Below are 17,904 nucleotides of genomic sequence, written 5' to 3'. Positions count from 1 at the left end.
TGGAGAACTCGTGCCGATCGACCCAGTAACAGCGCCGGCCCCGGGCGGGATGTACGCCACGGCGCCGTCCCGCGTGCCGCAGCAGCAGATGGACAGCAAGGTCTTCATGACCCTGCTCGTCACGCAGCTGCAGCACCAGGACCCCGGCTCCCCCATGGACACCAACGCCATGATCGGCCAGACCACGCAGCTGGCCATGATGGAGCGGCTCACCGAACTCTCCGCCCAGGGCGAGGAGGCCTTCGGCCTGCAGATGAGAGCGGCCGCGGCCGCGCTCATCGGCAAGAAGGTCAGCTATGCCAAGGAGGACGGCACGGAGGTCACCGGCATCGCGTCCTCGGTGTCCTTCGAAGGCGCCGTTCCCCGCGTCAAGGTCGGTGACGCGACGGTCCCCCTGGACCAGATCTCCGGCATCGTCTCCTAGCACCATCCACCCGCACTCCACCCCTTTCGGAAGGAAGCACCATGCTCCGCTCACTCTTCTCCGGCATCTCCGGCATGCGTTCCCACCAGACGATGCTCGATGTCACCGGCAACAACATCGCGAACGTCAACACCAACGGCTTCAAGGCCTCCTCCGTGCAGTTCCAGGACACCCTCTCGCAGCTGCAGCAGGCGGCCGGCGGCGGTGACGACAACCGTGGCGGCACCAACCCCGCCCAAATCGGCCTGGGCGTGCAGGTCGCCGGGATCTCGACCAACTTCGCCCAGGGCTCCGCCCAGGCCACCGGCAAGGCAACGGACCTGATGATCTCCGGCGACGGCTTCTTCGTCCTGAACTCCGGCGGCCAGCAGGTCTACAGCCGGGCCGGCTCCTTCGACGCCGACTTCGACGAGCGCGGGCGCCTGGTCACCCCCGACGGAGCCTTCCTCCAGGGCTGGCCCGCCGTCAACGGCGTCGTGCAGAAGGGCGGAGCCGTCAGCAACATCGTGCTGGGCCAGAACACCGCCCCGGCCGTGGCGACCAGCAGCGCGACCATCGACGGCAACCTGCCGGCCGAATCCGCCGTCGGGTCCTCCCTGGTGCGCGACGTGAAGGTCTACGACGCCTCGGGCAATGTACGCACCCTGTCCCTGACCTTCACCCGCACCGCCGGCGGATGGAACGTCAACGGCGCCGACGGCGCCGCCACGGGCACCACCGCCCTCACCTTCACGGACGGCAAGCTCACCGGAGGCGGTGCGCTGACGGTTGGCGGCGTCGACGTCGACCTCACCGGCGTGACCGGCTTCGCGGGCCTGAGCACGGTCAAGGTCTCGGCGCAGGACGGCCGCGCCGCTGGCACCCTCGAGTCCTTCGCCCTGGGCAAGGACGGAAGCATCACCGGGGCGTTCAGCAACGGCAGCCGGATCGTCATCGGCCAGATCGCCCTGGCCACCTTCACCAACCCCGGCGGGCTGGAGAAGGCCGGCGGTTCCACCTTCCGGGCCACCGCCAACTCCGGCAACCCGACGCTCGGCACCGCCGGCTCGCCCGGATTCGGCACCATCGCCAGCGGCTTCCTGGAGATGTCCAATGTGGACCTGTCGCAGGAGTTCACGAACCTCATCGTGGCCCAGCGCGGTTTCCAGTCGAACGCGCGCGTCATCACCACCTCCGACGAGGTCCTCCAGGAGCTGACGAACCTCAAGCGGTAGTCCCCGCACCCGCCGTCGGGATCCTTCCCGGCGGCGCCGCCGGCTTCCCGCCGAGACTGCAGGTAACCACGCTTCGGGGACGCGTATGCGTGGTGAGCTGCAGTTTCGGCGGAGGGCGGGGCGCACGCCAAAGGCTCCACCCCGCCATGTCCCGCCGAGACTGCAGACAACCACCCTTCGGGGCCGGGAAAGCGTGGTTAGGTGCCAAATCGGCGGGTGGGCTCCCGCAGGGCCGACCCGTGGAGGCGACCCGTGGAGGCTACCCGTGGAGGCGACGGCCGCCGTCCGGCCTGGCCAGGGCCCCTGCACCTTACGAAACCACCCCGGCTGCCGACTGTTACAAAGGAGCAGCCCGTCCGGGCCGCCGACACGAGAACGCGCGGAAACGGAACCCATGATTGTCCTGACCCGGCTGAACGGCACCGACCGGTTCGGCATCAACCCCGATCTCGTGGAGCGCATCCATGCCAGCCCCGACACCACGCTCGTCATGGTCAACGGGATGCGGCACATCGTCACCGAGTCCCTCGATGAGGTGATCACGCTCGTCGTCGAATTCCGCGCCCGGGTCCTCACCTACGCCCACCGCCTGGCCGACGCCGGCGACGCCGGGGGAAGCTTCACCGGGCCGGGAACCGGCACGGAGGCCCGCGCCGAGAGCGGGCGGGAACCGACGCACCTGAGCATTGTCCACCCGCACGACGTCCTGCCCGGTCCCGCCGGCCAGCGCCCCAGAAAGTAGCGCCATGGATCCCGCAACCCTGATCGGTCTCCTCCTCGCGTTCGGCTCCCTCTACGCCATGATCTTCATGGAGGGCGCCCACGTCAGCTCCCTGCTGCTGCCCGCCCCGATGATCCTGGTGCTCGGCGCCACCATTGCCATCGGCATCGCCAGCTCGACCATCAAGGACGTCGTCCAGGCGGTGAAGTCCCTGCCCAAGGCGTTCCGCGGACGCACCGACTCCCCGCAGGACAGCGTTGACCAGATCATCCGGTTTGCGGAGAAGGCCCGCGCCGACGGACTGCTGGCCCTTGAGGCCGAGGCGGCCGAAACCGACGACCCGTTCATGAAGAACGGCCTGCAGAACATCGCCGACGGCACCGACGGCGAGGACCTGCGCATCCTGCTCGAGGACGAAATCAGCACCCGCCGGAAGGCGAACCACGCCGTCTCCAAGTTCTTCAACAGCCTCGGCGGATACGCCCCCACCGTCGGAATCGTCGGCACGGTCGTGTCGCTGACCCACGTCCTGGAGAACCTCTCCAACCCCGAGGAACTCGGGCACATGATCGCCGCTGCCTTCGTGGCGACCCTGTGGGGCCTGCTCTCGGCCAACTTCATCTGGCTGCCGATCGGTGCACGCCTCGCCCGGCTGTCCGAACTCGAACTCGAACAGATGAACCTCCAGATGGAGGGACTGCTGGCCGTGCAGGAGGGAGCCCAGCCCATCCTCCTTGGCGAGCGCCTCACCGCCATGATTCCTCCGCACAAGCGGGGCGGGAAGCGGAAGGAAGGACCCCCCACCGCCTCCGACCTTGAGGCGGCCGCGTGAGCCGCAGGGGCCCGCGCCGCGGTTACCGCGCGAGCCAGCTTGAGGAGTTCCACGCCGACGAGCGCTGGGCCGTGTCCTACGCCGACATGGTCACCGTGCTGATGTGCCTATTCATCGTCCTGTTCGCCATGTCCTCGGTGGACGTGGCGAAGTTCGAGAAGCTCAAGAACTCCCTGGCCACCGGCTTCGGCGTCGAGAACGTCGGAAAGGTCGATACCGCGGAGGGCATCGTCCTGCCGCCGGAGCTGGCCGAGGAGGAGGGCGAAGACCTCACCGACCTCGAACTCGCCATCCAGGAGGTGGACGACCTCGAGGCCATCAAGGAGCGCATCACGGCCGCCCTGACGAAGGAGGGCCTCGAGGAGACCGTCCGCTTCACCCTCGACGAACGCGGCCTCACCGTCCGCATGGTCAGCTCCGAAACCTTCTTCAACCCCGACCGGGCGGAACTGACGGACGCTGCCCAGCGCGTGCTCGACGCGACGGCGCCGGAGCTGCGGACGACGACGCGGGAGGTCACCGTCGAAGGCCACACCGCCAAGCTCCCCGACGACCGCTACGTGCTCGACTGGGAACTGTCGACGGCGCGGGCGGTCAATGTCGTGCGGCACCTGGTCGAGCAGGGCGGGATCGAGAGCACCCGCATGGAGGCCAGCGGCTACGGCGAATCCCGGCCCCTGAACGAGGGCCGCACCGAGGCCGACCTGAAGCTCAACCGCCGGGTCGACATCGTCGTGCTCTCCGACCAGCCGGAGAGCGTCCGGTCCCTGATTCCCGAAGTGGCCGCACAGCGCCCCTGACGGCGTGTGCCCGCCCGCGGGCGGGCAGGTGTCCCGGCGCTCGCCTCGGCACGGCACGGCTCGGCACGGCTCGGCACGGCACGGCCCTGTTTGGCACGGCTTGGCGGAGGCGGCGGCGGGCCCCCGGCACGCGCCGGGGACCGATGAGTGGCGGCAACGGCTTACGGGCCGGGCCGGACCGCCGATAGTGATTATCGTGACCCCCTCCAACCTTCAGGAAACCCTCCTGCCCGAGCCCGCGCGCACGGTCGAGGTGTACGACTTCCGCCGGCCCACGACGCTCGCCCGCGAGCACAGCCGCGCCCTCGAAGTCGCCTTCGAGACATTCGCCCGGCAGTGGGGCACGCAGCTGACGGCGAAGGTCCGCGTTAAGGCGCAGGTCACCACCCACCAGGTCCTGATGCAGACCTACGACGAATACGCCGCGTCCCTGCCCGCGACCACGGCCATGGTGCTGTGCCGGCTCGAGGACTACGAGTCGCAGGCGGTCATCCAGTTCCCCACCTCCTCGGCCCTGGCCTGGGTGGGGCGCATGCTCGGCGGCAACGGCAGCCAGCCCGCGCCGGGCCGGAAGTTCACCCAGATCGAACAGGCCCTCGTGAAGCGGCTCATGGAAGACGCCCTCGAGGACCTGCGCTACTCCTTCGGCTCCCTGCTGCCGATGCCGCTGAGCTTCAACTCCATCCAGTACAACGCACAGTTCGCCCAGGCCGCCGCGCCTTCTGACCTGATGGTGGTCGCCACCTTCACCCTCCGGGTCGGGGAAAACACCGCCGAGGGGACCGTGGCCCTGCCGGCCGAAACCGTCCTGCCGCAGCTCGGGGCGACGAACCCGACGACGTCCCCCGAGAACGCCGCGGAGCTGCTGCGCCAGCAGATGGCGTGGGTCCCCGTTGAGGTGTCGGTGGGCCTGATGCCGGTGACCGTGAGGCCCGAGGCCATCCTCCGCCTCGCGGTGGGAGACCTGATTCCCCTGAACCATCCCGAACGGCGGCCCCTTGAGGTCCGCATCGCCGGACAGCGCATCGCCCGGGCCGGCCTGGGCCGGAACGGCGCCCGCCTGGCGGCCCAGATCGTCGATACCGAGGAGAACCCCGCATGACCGTTTCCGTTGCCACCCTCAAGGACTCCGCCGCCGAGGCGCTGGTCGGCCTGCTTCCCTCCGCAGCTCCGGTCAGCGCGGTTCCCGCCCCCGACCGCACCGCCGCAGCCGCCCGCGCGGCCGGCGCCGTCACCGCCGCCTACGTCGGGACCCGCTCGGCGGACCTCGCCGTCGTGCTCGAGGGCACCGGGTCCCTCGTCGCTGCCGCCGGCACCGACACCCCGCTTGTCTCCTTCAAGGACGTGCTGCGACCCGCCCTCGAGGCAGCAGCCGGAGTGCTCGGCGGTGGGGTGCTCGGCGAGGCCCTGATCGAGGACGCCTCGGCCCTGTTCGCCGACCCGGAGACGACGGTGTTCGAACTCACCTCCGGCGGCGGAACGGCGGGCTGGTTCGCCATCCGGGTCCGCGAGTACGGAACGCTCAACCCCACCCCGGTCTCCGGGGAGTCGGTGGTCGGCAAGCTCGGCCGCATCAACAACGTGGAGATGGCCCTGACCGTGGAGATCGGGCGGACCCGGATGTCCGTGCGCGACGTGCTCAACCTCGAGCCCGGCGGAGTGGTTGAGCTTGACCGATCGGCGGGCGCACCCGCGGATGTCCTGCTCAACGGGCGGTTGATCGCCCACGGCGAGGTCGTCGTGGTGGACCAAGACTTCGCCGTGCGCATCACCAAGATCCTCGACGTCGCAGAGGGCGTTAACTGACGATGGATTCACTCATCCTCATCCTGAGGGTGCTGCTCGCCCTGGGCGCCGTGCTGGTGGTCCTCGTGCTCGCGCACCGGTACGCCCGGCGTACGGTCGGCGCGGCGACCGGGGAGAAGCTGCTGACGGTCCTCGCCCGCCAGGGCGTCGGGTCCAAGGCCTCCGTCGTGGTCGTCGAGACCGGAGGCCAGCGCCTCCTGCTCGGCGTCACCGAGCAGTCGGTCACCGTGTTGTCCACCTCCGATGCCCCCGCCCCGGAGACCGCCGGGCAGGGCGCCGAGGCGTTTTCGCGCGTCCTGCACCAGGCCACCGCCGGCAAGCACCGCTCGGCGGCGCCCACCGGGTCCATCCTGTCGCCGGCGGCGCTGAAGCAGGTCCTCACCGCCGGCCTCGGCGGGCCGAAGGGGTGAGGTGCCTGCCGCCGCGCCGCGCCGCGCTCCGCTTCCCCCTCGCCCTGCTGACCTTCGCCGCAGGGGTCCTCCTGCTGCTCCTGCAGGCGCCCGCCGCCTCCGCCGTCCAGTTTCCCCCGCCGCAGCCGCCCGTGCCCGCGCCCGTGGTCCCCGCCCCGGCCGATCCGGCCCCGTTCCAGCCGACCCCCGGCGCCCCCGCGCCGGCCTCCCCCGATCCGCTGAACCCCACGGCACCGGTGGACCCGGCGCCTCCGGCCCCGCCCACCGACCCTGCCGCGCCGGACGGCGACGGGTCGGTGGTGATCAACGGCCCCAACGGCACCCCCTCCTCGGCCGTGGTGACGCTGCTGGGCATCACGCTGCTCACCGTCGCGCCGTCCCTGCTGCTGATGATGAGCTCATTCACGAAGATCTTCGTGGTGCTCGTGATGACGCGCAACGCCCTGTCGCTGCCCTCGATCCCGCCGAACCAGGTCATCGCCGGGCTGGCGCTGTTCCTTTCGTTCTTCATCATGGGCCCGGTGTTGGGGGACATCAACAGCGGCGCCGTGCAGCCCTACCTCGACGGCGACTTCACCTTCCAGGAGGCCTACACCGAGGCCGCCGGCCCGATCCAGCAGTGGATGCTCCAGTTCACCCGCGAGGAGGACATCGCCCTGATGACCCGGGCCGCCGGAATGGACAACCCGGCCACCCCCGAGGACGTGCCGCTGACCACCCTGATTCCGGCGTTCATGATCTCGGAGCTGCGGGCCGCGTTCATCATCGGCTTCGTCATCTTCATCCCCTTCCTGGTCATCGACCTCGTCGTGTCCTCGGCGCTGATGTCGATGGGCATGATGATGCTGCCCCCGGTGATCATCTCCCTGCCGTTCAAGATCCTGCTGTTCATCCTCGTCGACGGCTGGGGCCTGATCGTCACCGCACTCATCCGAAGCTACGCCTGAGCCATGGACACAAACGCCGTCCTCGATATCGGCCTCCAGGGCCTGTGGGTCTCCGCCAAGCTCGCCGCGCCGGTCCTGATCACCGCGCTCGCGGTGGGGTTCGGGATCTCCCTGCTGCAGTCGATCACCCAGATCCAGGAAGTCACCCTTTCCTTCGTCCCCAAGGCCGCCGCCGTGGGCGTCGTCCTGCTGATCTCCGGGCACTGGATGATCGCCGAGATGGTGTCCTTCACCCACGCCCTATTCGACAAGATCCCCTCCCTGCTCGAGGGAGGCTGAGTGGAACTGGCGCTGAACCTCGGCTGGCTTGAACCGGTGATGCTCGCCGGCGTGCGCATGGTGTCCTTCCTGGTCATCGCCCCGCCGTTTTCCTACACCGCGTTTCCGGCGCGCATCAAGGTGATGCTGGCCCTCGGCCTGGCCCTGGCCGTCTCCCCCGCCGTCACCCCCGGTTACACCGAACGGGGCACGGCGGCATTCTTCGGCGCGCTGGTGCTGGAGATCGGCGCCGGGGTGCTCATGGGCTTCCTCGTATACCTGGTGTTCGCCGCGATCCAGTCCGCCGGCGGACTGATCGACCTGATGAGCGGGTTCCAGATGGCCCAGGCCTTCGACCCGCATTCGCTGATCAACGGCGCCCAGTTCACCCGGCTGTTCCAGATGACCGCCCTGGCCCTGATGTTCTCCTCCGACGCCTACCAGCTGATCCTCGGCGGGCTGATTCGCAGCTTCACCGCCATCCCGCTCGGCGGCGGGGTCTTCCTCGCCGACCCGGTCGCGGCGATCATCACCGCGGTCACTGGGATGTTCCTGGCCGCGGTCCAGATCGCCGGCCCGCTGCTCGTCGTGTTCTTCCTCTCCGACGTCGGCCTCGGCCTGCTCAACCGGGTCGCGCCGGCCCTCAACGCATTCGCCCTCGGATTCCCGCTGAAGATCCTGCTGGCCCTCGTCCTGGGCTCCGTCGTCATGCTCGCCCTGCCGCGGGTCGTGTCCGCGCTCACCCAGGAGGCGCTGGCGCTGCTGGGAGGTGTGGGATAGATGGCCGACGATTCCTCCCAGGAACGGACCGAACAGGCCACCGACAAGCGGATGAAGGAGGTCCGCGACAAGGGGCAGCTGTCCAAGTCCTCCGACCTCACCGCCTGGCTGGGCATCGGCGCGGCCGCGGTGATGCTTCCCTCGACCATCTCCCGGGGCGCCGACGCGGCCGCCGACCAGCTCTTCAGCGTCCGCACCATCGCGGCGGCGCCGGAGCCCGGCATCGCCCTGGGCGTCCTCGGCGAGGCCCTGGCCTCGATGGCCGGAACGCTGCTCCCCATGCTGCTCGCCGTCGTCGGAGCGGTCCTGGCGGGGGCGGCCGGCCAGGGCGGGATCCAGTTCAAGAAGTTCCGCGGCAAGTTCGAGCAGTTCAACCTGGTCACCGGGGTCAAGAACACCTTCGGGATGCAGGCCCTGTGGAACGGGGTGAAGGCGCTGCTGAAGACCGCCGTCCTCGGAGCGGTGCTGTACTGGGTGGTCCAGGGGCTCATGCCCACGCTGATGAGCGCCGGCGGGATGTCGGTGGCCGCGCTGCTCACGGCCACCGGCGGCGGGGTCGCCGCGCTGCTGCGGTTCGCCATCCTCGCCGGGGTGGTGCTCGCCCTCGCCGACGTCTTCGTGGTGGGCCGGCGCAACCGGAAGAAGACCCGGATGACCCGCAAGGAGGTCAAGGACGAGAACAAGAGCACCGACGGCGACCCCCTGATCAAGTCCCAGCGGCGAGCCCGGCAGATGGCCCTGTCCCGGAACCGCATGATCGCCGCCGTCGGCGGAGCGGACGTCGTCCTGGTCAATCCCACCCACGTGGCCGTCGCCCTCAAGTACGAGGCCGGGGTCTCTGCGCCGCGGGTCGTCGCCAAGGGGGCCGGCCCGGTGGCCCTGAAGATCCGTGAGAAGGCCGAACAGGAGAAGGTCCCGCTGGTGCAGGACATTCCGCTGGCCCGGGCGCTGCACGGGGCCTGCGAACTGGGCCAGGAGATCCCCGCCGAGTTCTACGCCGCCGTCGCCGGGGTTCTGGCCTTCGTCCTGCGGCTGAAGCAGCGCGGCAGCGCAGCGGGCATCCACCGGGCCTTCCGGAAGGGGTCCTTCCTTGACTGAGACCCCCGCCTCCAACCACTTCCCCCGAGTCCTCCCCCGAAGGAGCGCACCATGAATTCCAAGCTCGCCCGCCTCGCGGTGCCGATCGGCGTGGTCGGCATCATCATGCTGCTCATCGTGCCCGTTCCCGCAGGCCTGCTCGACTTCCTGATCGCCGCGAACATCCTGCTGGCGCTGGTGGTGCTGCTGACCTCGATGTTCGTCCAGAAGCCGCTGGACTTCTCGGTGTTCCCCTCGCTGCTGCTGGTGGCCACGCTGTTCCGCCTCGGACTGAACGTCGCCTCGACCCGCCTGATCCTCGGGGAGGCCCACGCCGGGAAGATCATCGAGGCGTTCGGGCAGGTCACCGTAGGCGGGAACATCATCATCGGCAGCGTGATCTTCCTGATCCTCGTGGTCATCCAGTTCCTCGTCGTCACCAAGGGCGCCGAGCGGGTCGCGGAAGTCGGCGCGCGCTTCACCCTCGATGCGATGCCCGGCAAGCAGATGGCCATCGACGCCGACCTCAACGCCGGCCTGGTCACCGACGAACAGGCCAAGGAACGCCGCGCCGAGGTCTCCGCCGAAGCCGACTTCTACGGAGCCATGGACGGGGCCTCGAAGTTCGTGAAGGGCGATGCGATCGCCGGCATCGTCATCCTGATCATCAACCTGGTGGGCGGGGTCGCCATCGGCATGGCCATGCACGGCATGCCCGCCGGGGAGGCGCTGCGCACCTACGCCATCCTCACCATCGGCGACGGCCTGGTCACCCAGATCCCGGCGCTGCTGATGGCGGTGGCCACGGGCATGATCGTGACCCGCTCCAACGCCGAGGCCGACATGGGCACCACCGCCTCAAACCAGGTCTCCCAGTCCCGCAACGCCCTGCTGATCGCCGGCACCGCGGCCGTGGCCCTGGCCCTGATCCCAGGCATGCCGAAACTGCCGTTCCTGCTCATCGGCGGGGCGCTGATCTTCGCCTCGCGGAAGATCAAGGCCACCGAGACCGCCGCCGCGGCCGCGGCCCAGCGGGAGGCGGCGGCCGCCGTCGAACCGGCCCCGGAGTCGCCCGAGGAGCTCATCCGCAGGCTCCGCGTCCAGCCCCTGGAGATCCTGCTCGCGGCGGACCTGGTGGACACCGTCACCGGCGCCTCGGACGACCTCCTGGCCCGGGTGCGCAGCCTGCGCCAGAAGATCGGCATGGACCTCGGGTTCGTGCTGCCGCCGGTCAACGCCCGCGACAGCATCGACCTGCCGCCGGGAACCTACGCCATCCGCATCGGCGGCGTGGAGGCCGGCCGCGGGGAGGCCCCGGCGGGCAAGGTGCTCGCCCTGGGCGATGCGCTCGACGCCCTGCCCGGGACCGCGACCATGGAACCGGTGTTCGGGCTGCCGGGCAAATGGGTGCCGGCCGGCATGGCGCACAGCGCCCAGATGACCGGGGCGACGGTCATCGACCGGGTGTCGGTGCTCATCACCCACCTCTCCTCGATCGTCACGGCCAATGCGGCGCGCCTGCTGACCCGCGAGGACGTCCGGCTCCTCACCGAAAGCGTCAAGGAGGCAAGCCCGTCGGCGGTGGACGAACTGGTCCCCGGGCTGCTCTCCCTCGCCGAGGTCCAGCGGGTCCTGCAGGGCCTGCTCGAGGAGCACGTTCCCATCAACGACCTGCCGCGCATCTTCGAGGCGCTCACCCTTCGGGCCAAGGTCTCAACGGACCCCGAGGGGCTGATCGAGGCGGCCCGGCGCGCCCTGGGGCCGGCGCTGGCGGTGCGCCATCTCAGCGGCGGCCAGCTGAGCGTGGTCATGATCGAGCCGGGCCTCGAACAGTCGATGCTTGAGGGCCTGCGCCCGGCCGAGGGCGGCAGCCAGATCCTCCTCGACGCCAACCGCATCGAGGCGGTCCTGGCCTCCCTCCACGCCACCGTGGCGGCGGCCGGGCAGCAGGGCCACGAGCCCGTCCTGGTCTGCGCGCCGCTGATCCGCCCCGCGGTGCGCCGGCTGGTCTCCGCCCGGGTGGGGGGACTGCCGGTATTGTCCTATCAGGAGGCCCAGGCGGCCAACGTGCCCATCGAGACGATAGGAGTGGTCCGTGGCGCTGAACCGGTTTCACCTTAGCGGCCCGTCGATCGAGGCACTCCGCCGGCAGGTCCGGGCCGAGTACGGCCCCGAGGCCGTGATTGTGCGGGCCGAGGCCGTCACGGTGGGCGGGCTGGGAGGATTCCTGGCCCGGCACCACTACGAGGTCACGGTCGAACTGCCCGACGCCGCCGCCCCGTCGACCGATCCTCTCCCGGTGGTCAAGCGCACCGGCATCGCCGCCCTGCTGGCGGACGCGGATACCGCCGAGGCGGCCCTCAACGCCGTGCCGGTGTCAACGGAATCCGGCGAGTTCTCCTCCTTTCTGAAGGACCTGGAGTCAGCCGTCGACCCCGCCGCGGGTGCCCCGGGGGCCGCTGGCGCCACTGCCGCCGGGGGCGCCCACCGGTCGCCGCGGCCCCTGGACGGGCCGGGCGACCTCATCGTCGTGGCCGGGCCCGGCCGGGACGCCCTCGAGGCGGGACGCTCCCTGCTGGCACCGGCGGCTCCGGCGGCCCTGCTGACGGCCGGGGCGCTGCGGGTCGAGGGACTGGCCCACGTGGCGGACCGGCGCGCGGCCACCGAGGCGCGGGCCGCCGGGGTGCTCGCCGGGGCGCCGGTGGTCGTCGCCTTCGGGCTGGGCTACCCCTCCGAGGCCTTTGTCCATCTGCCCGCGCTGGCCCTCGTGGGATTCGACCAGCTGTGGCTGGCCGTGGATGCCACCCGCAAACACGGGGACACGGTGTCGTGGGTTGAGGCCGTCGAGGCCGTGGCCGAACCCGACGCCGTTGCGGCCTTTTCCCGCCGGGACACCACCACCCCCGAAACGGTCCAGGCGCTGCGCTTTCCGGTCAGCTGGGTGGACGACGCCCCGGAGGTTCCGGCCAGGCCTGCGGGCCCGTCTCCGGCCGCCCACCAGACCACAGTTTTCCCTCCGACGCGGATTCAAAGATAGGCTTTCACTGTGCTGGTACTAACGCGGAAATTCAACGAGAAGATTCATATCGGCGAGGATATCGTCATTACCATTCTCGAATCGCGCGGTGATGGCATCAAGATTGGGATCGAGGCGCCGCGGGGCGTTAAGATCCAGCGCGGCGAGATTCTCCAGGCCGTGATCGAAGCGAATCTTTCGGCCAATGTCTCCGATGCGGATGCCGAATTCCAGCTCAAGGCGCTGCTGGGCCGCAGGGACCCTGAACCGGACGCCGGCTCCTAGACTTCTGGACCCCTAGACTTTTGGACCCCAAGGCCCGGGAGTTCCGGCGTGCGCCGGGGCCTCAGGCGGAAACGGGCGCCATGGCGGCCAGGCGCACCGGGGCGCTCAGGGTGGATCCACCCCGGGTCCGGGCCGCGAGGGAACTGAGGTAGGCGGTGCGCCGGGCGGGGGCGACGCGCGACTCCGGCGCGGGTGCGGCGCCGTCGGAGTCGGAATACACCGCAGCCATCCCGTCGCGCAGCAGCCGGATGGCCTCGGCCCGCTGCTGGGACACCGCCGAGTGGGTGGACCCGAACTCCTCGGCCAGGTCCTTGACCGGGCGGTCCTCGAAGTACGTCTGCTCGATGACGTAGCGCATTTTCTCGGGCAGCGCCTCTACCGCCGCCCGCAGAACCTGGGCCTGCTCGGAGACCAGCAGGGATTCCTCGGGGGTGGCCATGACGGCGGTGAGCGATTCCGGTGCGTTCTCGTCGAGGGTCGAAACGGTGCGTGAGGCGTCGGCCAAGGTCGCGGCCACCGCGTCGCGCCCGACGCCCAGCACCTCTGCGATCTCGGCGACCGTGGGGTTGCGCTGCAGCGCCCCGGTGAGCAGTTCGGACACCGCGAGGGTCTCCTTGATCCGCCGGCGGGTGTCCCGGCTGGCCCAGTCGGAGGCCCTCATGTCGTCGGCGAAGGCGCCAAGGATGCGCCGCCGGGCGAAGGTGCCGAACCGCACGCCGTAGGAAGGGTCGAAGGACTGGGCGGCGGAGACGAGCGCGAGGGCGCCGGCACCGGCGAGGTCCTCGCGTGAGAGGTGCGGGGACCGAGCGCAGATTTCCGAGACAAGATATCCAACCAGCGGAAGATTCTCCACAATCATCTTGTTGCGTTCTTCACGGTTCAACTCGGACATCCCCTCATAAACACGATTTGCAATCCGCGCCGGTGGCTGTGGATTTTCGCCGGCCGGACTCCGGTTCCCCGGAGGCAATGGCCGGAAAACTTCCCGGTTTTCCAACAGTAAGACCACGTTTAGGGCCGAAATAGCGAGGTGCAAAAACAGCGTGGAATTCCTACTGAAATACTGCGCCGATCCTGCGGATATCCAGAGCATCGCCGGAGGGAGCGTGGGAGCCGCCCGTTTCCGCCCCCGCCGAAGCGATTGGGAAACCTCTATCAATGGGATGGAAACCGGTCTAGGATGACTGTTCGTGCGCTCCTTTCCCTACCCCGATTCGGGCCCTCCGGACCTCCGCTCCCCCACCCGGTTCCTGGTGTGGCTTGCGTCGAAGCAGAAGGCGACGCTGGCCGCCGGTGCCCTGCTCGGCGCGGTGTGGATGGTGGCGCAGGCCCTCATGCCCTTCTTCCTCGGCCGGGCCGTGGACCGCGGCATCCTGGCCGGGAACGGCCGCGCCCTCGCGGTCGAGGTCCTGATCCTGCTGGGGCTGATGGTGGTGCAGGCTGCGGCCGACACCTTCGGGCACCGCGTGGCCGTCAGCAACTGGCTCCAGGCCTCCTTCAAGTCGGTCCAACTGGTCGGACACCACGTCACCCGCACCGGTGACGCGCTGCCGAACACCCTCTCCACCGGAGAGGTTGTTTCGACCGCCGCGTCGGACACCTTCCGGCTTGGGGAGATCTTCGACGTCTCGGCCCGGCTGGCCGGCGCCTTCGCGGCCTGGCTCGTGGTCAGCGCCCTGATCTTCGGCACCTCCCCCGAGCTGGGGCTCCTGGTGCTGGTTGGCGTTCCGGCGTGCTGCGCCCTGCTGCTGTTCGTGGTGCGCCCGCTGCAGGCCCGCCAGCGCGAGCAGCGGGCCGACTCGGGGAAGATGACGGCGGTGGGGGCCGACACCGTCGCCGGGCTGCGGGTACTGCGCGGCATCGGCGGCGAGCACATCTTCGTCCGCCGCTACCGCGCCCGGTCCGCGGCGACCCGCGATTCGGGCATCCGCGTCGCCCGTTCCCTCGCCGACCTCGAGGCGTCCCAGGTGTTCATCGCCGGCACCTTCAGTGTGGTGTTCACCTGGGTCGGTGCCGGCCTGGTGATCGACGGCACCATCTCGCCCGGTGAGCTCGTGGCGCTCTACGGTTTCTCGGTGTTCCTCGTGACCCCGATCCGCACCGCGGCCGACGCCGTGTCGCGGACCATCCGCGCCCAGGTCGGGGCCCGGAAGATCCTCGCCGTGCTCCGGGTGGAACCCTTGGTCTCCGACGCTCCCGCACCAGTGCCGCCGCCGGCGCCCGGTGCCGCTCTGCTGGACACAGCGAGCGGGCTGGTTCTTGAGCCGGGCCGGATCACGGCACTGGTCTCGGCGGACCCCGCCGGCGCGGCCGCCGTCGCCACCCGGCTCGGACGCTTCGACGACGCCGCGGCCGGCGCGGACGGCGTCCGCTGGGGCGGGGTGGGCCTGGGCGCGGTGACGCTGGCGGAGATTCGCCGCCGCATCGTCGTCAGCGAGGCGGCGCCCCAACTCTTCACCGGTTCCCTGCGGTCCCAGCTTGACCCGCAGCAGCGCCATGACGACGCCGCCATTCTCGACGCACTGCAGGCCGCCAGCGCCCTGGACATCCTGGACGGGGTGGAGGACGGCCTCGACACCGCGGTGACCGAGCGCGGCCGCGGGTTCTCCGGCGGCCAGCGCCAGCGCATTGTGCTGGCCCGGGCGCTGCTCACCCGTGCGGAGACCCTGATCCTCATCGAGCCCACGAGCGCCGTCGATGCCCACACCGAGTCCCGGATCGCCGCCGGCTTCCGCAGGGAGCGGAGCCGCCCCGGCCTCACCACGCTGGTGGTGACCGCGAGTCCCCTGCTCCTGGGCATCGTTGACTCGGTGGTCTTCCTCGAGGACGGCAGGGTCAGCGCGGACGGCGCCCACCGCGACCTGATGGCAGGCAATCCGAACTACCGAAACGTTGTGATCCGCAGTGAGTGATACAGCAACCCGCACCGGCCCGGACGCCGGGCAGCGCGGCGGGGAACCGGACCGCCTCCCGGTGGCCGGCGCCCGTGCCGTGCGCGCCGAGGCCGCCCGCCTGATCCGCCACCACCGCCGCGGCCTGGCGGCCGTCGTGGCACTGTACGTCGGCTCAGCCGTGGCCGGGCTCGCCGGCCCATTGCTGCTGGGCGTCGTCGTGGACGCCGTCCTCGCCGGCACCACCCGGGAGTTCGTCACCTGGGTCTCGCTGGCGATGCTCGGTTCCCTGCTCCTGCAGTCCCTCCTGCGCCGGTTCGCCGTGCGGTCCGGCATGGTGTTCGGCGAACGGGTCTTCGCCCGGCTGCGGGAGGACTTTATGGAGCAGGTCACCGCGCTGCCGCTGTCGACCGTGGAGAAGGCTGGCACCGGCGACCTGGTGGCGCGCACCACGAACGACATCGACGCCGTCTCGCACACGGTGCGGTTCGGGGTGCCGCAGGTCGTGGTGTCGGCGGTGACCATCGTGCTGACGCTGGCGGCCGCCGTCGTCGCCTCCCCGCTGCTGTCGGTGGCCCTGCTGACGGGCCTTCCCCTGCTCTACCCGGTGACGCGGTGGTACCTGTCCCGCTCCTCGGCCGGGTACCAGAGGGAACGGGAGACCTACGCGGTGATCAACGGCGCCGTGACCGAAACCATCGAGGGGGCGCGGACCGTGGATGCGCTCGGCCTGGGCGGTGCACGCAGGGCCACCATCGACGGCGCCCTGGCCGACAGTTACCGCGCAGAGCGCTACACGCTGTGGCTGCGCAGCGTCCTGTTCCCTGCGGCGGACATCGCGTTCTGGCTGCCCGTCGCCGGGGTGCTGGTGTGGGGCGGCTGGCTGGCGTCGCTCGATGTCGTGACCCCCGGGGCCGTCGCGGCGGTGGCCCTGCTGGCCGTGCGCCTCATCGATCCCGTCGACCTGCTCATCATGTGGACCGACGAGATCCAGGTCGGGGCCGCGTCGCTGGCCCGGATCATCGGAGTGAAGGAAGTGCCTCCCGATCGCACGGCGACGGCCGAAGCGCCGGCGAACGAGGACATCCGCGTCTGCGGGGCCACCTACGCCTACCGGCCCGGCCACAACGTGCTCCACGGCGTGGACCTGACCCTGCGGCGCGGGGAACGCCTGGCGGTCGTCGGGCCCTCGGGCGCCGGCAAGTCCACGCTAGGCCGCCTGATCGCCGGGATCCACCCGCCCACCTCAGGGTCGGTGACCGTCGGCGGAGTGCCGCTGGTGGACCGCCCCCTCGACGACCTGCGCCGAGAGGTCGCCCTGGTCACCCAGGAGCACCATGTCTTTGTCGGCTCGGTCGCCGACAATGTGCGGCTGGGGCGCGCCGATGCCTCCGAAGCGGAGATCGCCGGCGCGCTGGAGTCGGTGGGCGCGCTGTCCTGGGCCGCCGCACTGCCGGAGGGGATCGACACCGAGGTCGGCTCCGGCGCCCACGAGCTGACCCCGGCCCAGGCGCAGGAGCTGGCCCTGGCCCGGCTGATCCTGGCCGACCCGCACACCCTGGTCCTCGACGAGGCCACCTCGCTCATCGACCCGCAGTCCGCGCGGGACCTCGAGCGCTCGCTCAGCGTCGTCCTTGAGGGCCGGACGGTGATCGCCATCGCCCACCGCCTGCACACCGCCCACGACGCCGACCGGGTGGCGGTGGTCGAGGACGGCAACATCACCGAGCTCGGCTCCCACGAGGAACTGCTGGCCCTCGACGGCGCCTACGCCTCGCTGTGGCGCTCCTGGCGCACCGAGTAGCGGGCGCTGCGGCACCGGCTCCGGCGCCTGGGCACCGGCGTCCGGGCGCGGTGGGTGGCCGATGCCGGTGGGTGGCCGATGCCGGTGGGTGGCCCGGCGCCCTCAGTGGTCGAAGAACACCAGCGAGGAGTTGATCAGTTCCGCAATGACCTCGGCGTCGTGGGCCCGCCGCAGGGAGTCCCGGAAGTTCTCCTTGAACAGGCTGCGGGCGATGGTGGCGAGCACCTCCAGGTGCTCGGAGAAGGACGAGGCGGGGGTGGCGATGAGCAGCACCAGGGTGGCGGGGCCGTCGACCGCGCCGAAATCGAGGCTGTGCCCGTACTTGGTGACGCCGACCCCGATGGAGGTCTGGCAGACATACTCGCTGCGCGCGTGCGGCAGCCCGACCCCGCCGGGCAGGCCGGTGGCCATCTGGTGCTCCCGGGAGTTGACCTGTCCAAGGAACGCGTCGAGGTCTGTGATCCTGCCCGCGGCGTACATGCGGGCGGCCAACTGCGCGCTGGCGTCCTCCTTGGACTCGGCCTCCATTTCGAGGATCACCAGGTCCGGCGTTGTCAGCCCGGCCTCGTGCAGCTCCAGGGACAGCTCACTCAATTTGTGCCTCTCATCGTGCCCGCGGCCGCCGATGCCCTGCGGTGT

At 70.4% G+C, this 17,904-nt stretch carries 19 protein-coding genes; 17 read left to right on the top strand and 2 right to left on the bottom strand.

Going from position 1 to position 17,904, the window contains the following annotated elements; genetic code table 11:
* The first annotated feature begins 10 nt into the window (after window positions 1–10).
* The 15 genes from I6N91_RS06250 (at window position 11) to csrA (ending at window position 12,570) form a co-directional block, all read left to right on the top strand.
* Window positions 11–424: a flagellar hook assembly protein FlgD gene (locus I6N91_RS06250; RefSeq protein WP_198811636.1), complete on the top strand. Its 414-nt coding sequence runs from the start codon at window positions 11–13 to the stop codon at window positions 422–424.
* Between the two features lie 41 nt (window positions 425–465).
* Window positions 466–1,638, top strand: a complete 1,173-nt coding sequence (locus I6N91_RS06245; protein ID WP_198811634.1) for a flagellar hook protein FlgE — start codon at window positions 466–468, stop codon at window positions 1,636–1,638.
* Between the two features lie 394 nt (window positions 1,639–2,032).
* A complete protein-coding gene (locus tag I6N91_RS06240; protein WP_198811632.1) occupies window positions 2,033–2,380 on the top strand; it encodes a flagellar FlbD family protein in 348 nt (115 codons plus the stop codon).
* 4 nt (window positions 2,381–2,384) lie between these two features.
* Window positions 2,385–3,191: a motility protein A gene (locus tag I6N91_RS06235; protein WP_198811631.1), complete on the top strand. Its 807-nt coding sequence runs from the start codon at window positions 2,385–2,387 to the stop codon at window positions 3,189–3,191.
* A complete protein-coding gene (locus I6N91_RS06230) occupies window positions 3,188–3,991 on the top strand; it encodes a flagellar motor protein MotB (RefSeq protein ID WP_307843260.1) in 804 nt (267 codons plus the stop codon). Before I6N91_RS06235 ends, I6N91_RS06230 begins: the two co-directional genes overlap by 4 nt.
* 196 nt (window positions 3,992–4,187) lie before the next feature.
* Window positions 4,188–5,093: a flagellar motor switch protein FliM gene (locus I6N91_RS06225; protein WP_307843259.1), complete on the top strand. Its 906-nt coding sequence runs from the start codon at window positions 4,188–4,190 to the stop codon at window positions 5,091–5,093.
* The gene (gene fliN / locus I6N91_RS06220) at window positions 5,090–5,797 is read left to right on the top strand and encodes a flagellar motor switch protein FliN (protein ID WP_198811629.1); all 708 of its coding nucleotides are present in this window, start codon (window positions 5,090–5,092) and stop codon (window positions 5,795–5,797) included. Before I6N91_RS06225 ends, fliN begins: the two co-directional genes overlap by 4 nt.
* A gap of 2 nt (window positions 5,798–5,799) precedes the next feature.
* Window positions 5,800–6,207 (top strand): flagellar biosynthetic protein FliO, encoded by a 408-nt coding sequence (locus I6N91_RS06215; RefSeq protein WP_120164883.1) that lies wholly within the window; start codon window positions 5,800–5,802, stop codon window positions 6,205–6,207.
* A 218-nt stretch (window positions 6,208–6,425) separates the two neighbouring features.
* Window positions 6,426–7,154 carry a flagellar type III secretion system pore protein FliP gene (gene fliP / locus I6N91_RS06210; protein WP_233091560.1) on the top strand — a complete coding sequence of 243 codons (729 nt, stop codon included), beginning with the start codon at window positions 6,426–6,428 and terminating at the stop codon, window positions 7,152–7,154.
* Between the two features lie 3 nt (window positions 7,155–7,157).
* Window positions 7,158–7,433 (top strand): flagellar biosynthesis protein FliQ, encoded by a 276-nt coding sequence (gene fliQ / locus I6N91_RS06205; RefSeq protein WP_120164881.1) that lies wholly within the window; start codon window positions 7,158–7,160, stop codon window positions 7,431–7,433.
* Entirely contained in the window at window positions 7,434–8,192 is a 759-nt protein-coding gene (locus I6N91_RS06200) for a flagellar biosynthetic protein FliR (protein WP_198811627.1), read from the top strand.
* A complete protein-coding gene (locus tag I6N91_RS06195) occupies window positions 8,193–9,290 on the top strand; it encodes an EscU/YscU/HrcU family type III secretion system export apparatus switch protein (RefSeq protein ID WP_198811625.1) in 1,098 nt (365 codons plus the stop codon).
* A gap of 51 nt (window positions 9,291–9,341) precedes the next feature.
* Complete coding sequence (locus tag I6N91_RS06190) at window positions 9,342–11,390, top strand: flagellar biosynthesis protein FlhA (RefSeq protein ID WP_198811623.1); 2,049 nt, start codon at window positions 9,342–9,344, stop codon at window positions 11,388–11,390.
* Window positions 11,365–12,306: a hypothetical protein gene (locus tag I6N91_RS06185; RefSeq protein WP_198811622.1), complete on the top strand. Its 942-nt coding sequence runs from the start codon at window positions 11,365–11,367 to the stop codon at window positions 12,304–12,306. The genes I6N91_RS06190 and I6N91_RS06185 overlap by 26 nt, the downstream gene beginning before the upstream one ends.
* 9 nt (window positions 12,307–12,315) lie before the next feature.
* A complete protein-coding gene (gene csrA / locus I6N91_RS06180) occupies window positions 12,316–12,570 on the top strand; it encodes a carbon storage regulator CsrA (protein ID WP_198811620.1) in 255 nt (84 codons plus the stop codon).
* A gap of 61 nt (window positions 12,571–12,631) precedes the next feature.
* On the opposite strand, the gene I6N91_RS06175 is transcribed toward csrA, so the two are convergent.
* A complete protein-coding gene (locus tag I6N91_RS06175; RefSeq protein WP_198811818.1) occupies window positions 12,632–13,453 on the bottom strand; it encodes a sigma-70 family RNA polymerase sigma factor in 822 nt (273 codons plus the stop codon).
* A 307-nt stretch (window positions 13,454–13,760) separates the two neighbouring features.
* Between I6N91_RS06175 and I6N91_RS06170 the strand changes: the two genes are divergently transcribed.
* Together I6N91_RS06170 and I6N91_RS06165 are read left to right on the top strand one after the other, a co-directional pair.
* The gene (locus I6N91_RS06170; protein WP_198811618.1) at window positions 13,761–15,482 is read left to right on the top strand and encodes an ABC transporter ATP-binding protein; all 1,722 of its coding nucleotides are present in this window, start codon (window positions 13,761–13,763) and stop codon (window positions 15,480–15,482) included.
* Window positions 15,475–17,265, top strand: a complete 1,791-nt coding sequence (locus I6N91_RS06165; protein ID WP_198811616.1) for an ABC transporter ATP-binding protein — start codon at window positions 15,475–15,477, stop codon at window positions 17,263–17,265. The genes I6N91_RS06170 and I6N91_RS06165 overlap by 8 nt, the downstream gene beginning before the upstream one ends.
* A gap of 102 nt (window positions 17,266–17,367) precedes the next feature.
* Here the strand turns inward: I6N91_RS06165 and I6N91_RS06160 are convergent, their stop codons facing one another.
* The gene (locus I6N91_RS06160) at window positions 17,368–17,859 is read right to left on the bottom strand and encodes a PTS sugar transporter subunit IIA (RefSeq protein ID WP_198811614.1); all 492 of its coding nucleotides are present in this window, start codon (window positions 17,857–17,859) and stop codon (window positions 17,368–17,370) included.
* Window positions 17,860–17,904: the final 45 nt, after the last annotated feature.

It is taken from the genome of Arthrobacter sp. MSA 4-2, from assembly GCF_016405885.1.
GTDB lineage: Bacteria > Actinomycetota > Actinomycetes > Actinomycetales > Micrococcaceae > Arthrobacter_D.
The sequence above is the reverse complement of the archived record's forward strand: the minus strand, read 5'-3'. Positions and strand labels throughout refer to the sequence as shown.

Bases quoted from the DNA above. Each gene is read 5' to 3' on its own strand.
- I6N91_RS06235 (WP_198811631.1), top strand. From the start codon at position 2,385: ATGGATCCCGCAACCCTGATCGGTCTCCTCCTCGCGTTCGGCTCCCTC.
- I6N91_RS06190 (WP_198811623.1), top strand. From the start codon at position 9,342: ATGAATTCCAAGCTCGCCCGCCTCGCGGTGCCGATCGGCGTGGTCGGC.
- fliQ (WP_120164881.1), top strand. From the start codon at position 7,158: ATGGACACAAACGCCGTCCTCGATATCGGCCTCCAGGGCCTGTGGGTC.
- I6N91_RS06240 (WP_198811632.1), top strand. From the start codon at position 2,033: ATGATTGTCCTGACCCGGCTGAACGGCACCGACCGGTTCGGCATCAAC.
- I6N91_RS06195 (WP_198811625.1), top strand. From the start codon at position 8,193: ATGGCCGACGATTCCTCCCAGGAACGGACCGAACAGGCCACCGACAAG.
- fliN (WP_198811629.1), top strand. From the start codon at position 5,090: ATGACCGTTTCCGTTGCCACCCTCAAGGACTCCGCCGCCGAGGCGCTG.
- I6N91_RS06215 (WP_120164883.1), top strand. From the start codon at position 5,800: ATGGATTCACTCATCCTCATCCTGAGGGTGCTGCTCGCCCTGGGCGCC.
- I6N91_RS06245 (WP_198811634.1), top strand. From the start codon at position 466: ATGCTCCGCTCACTCTTCTCCGGCATCTCCGGCATGCGTTCCCACCAG.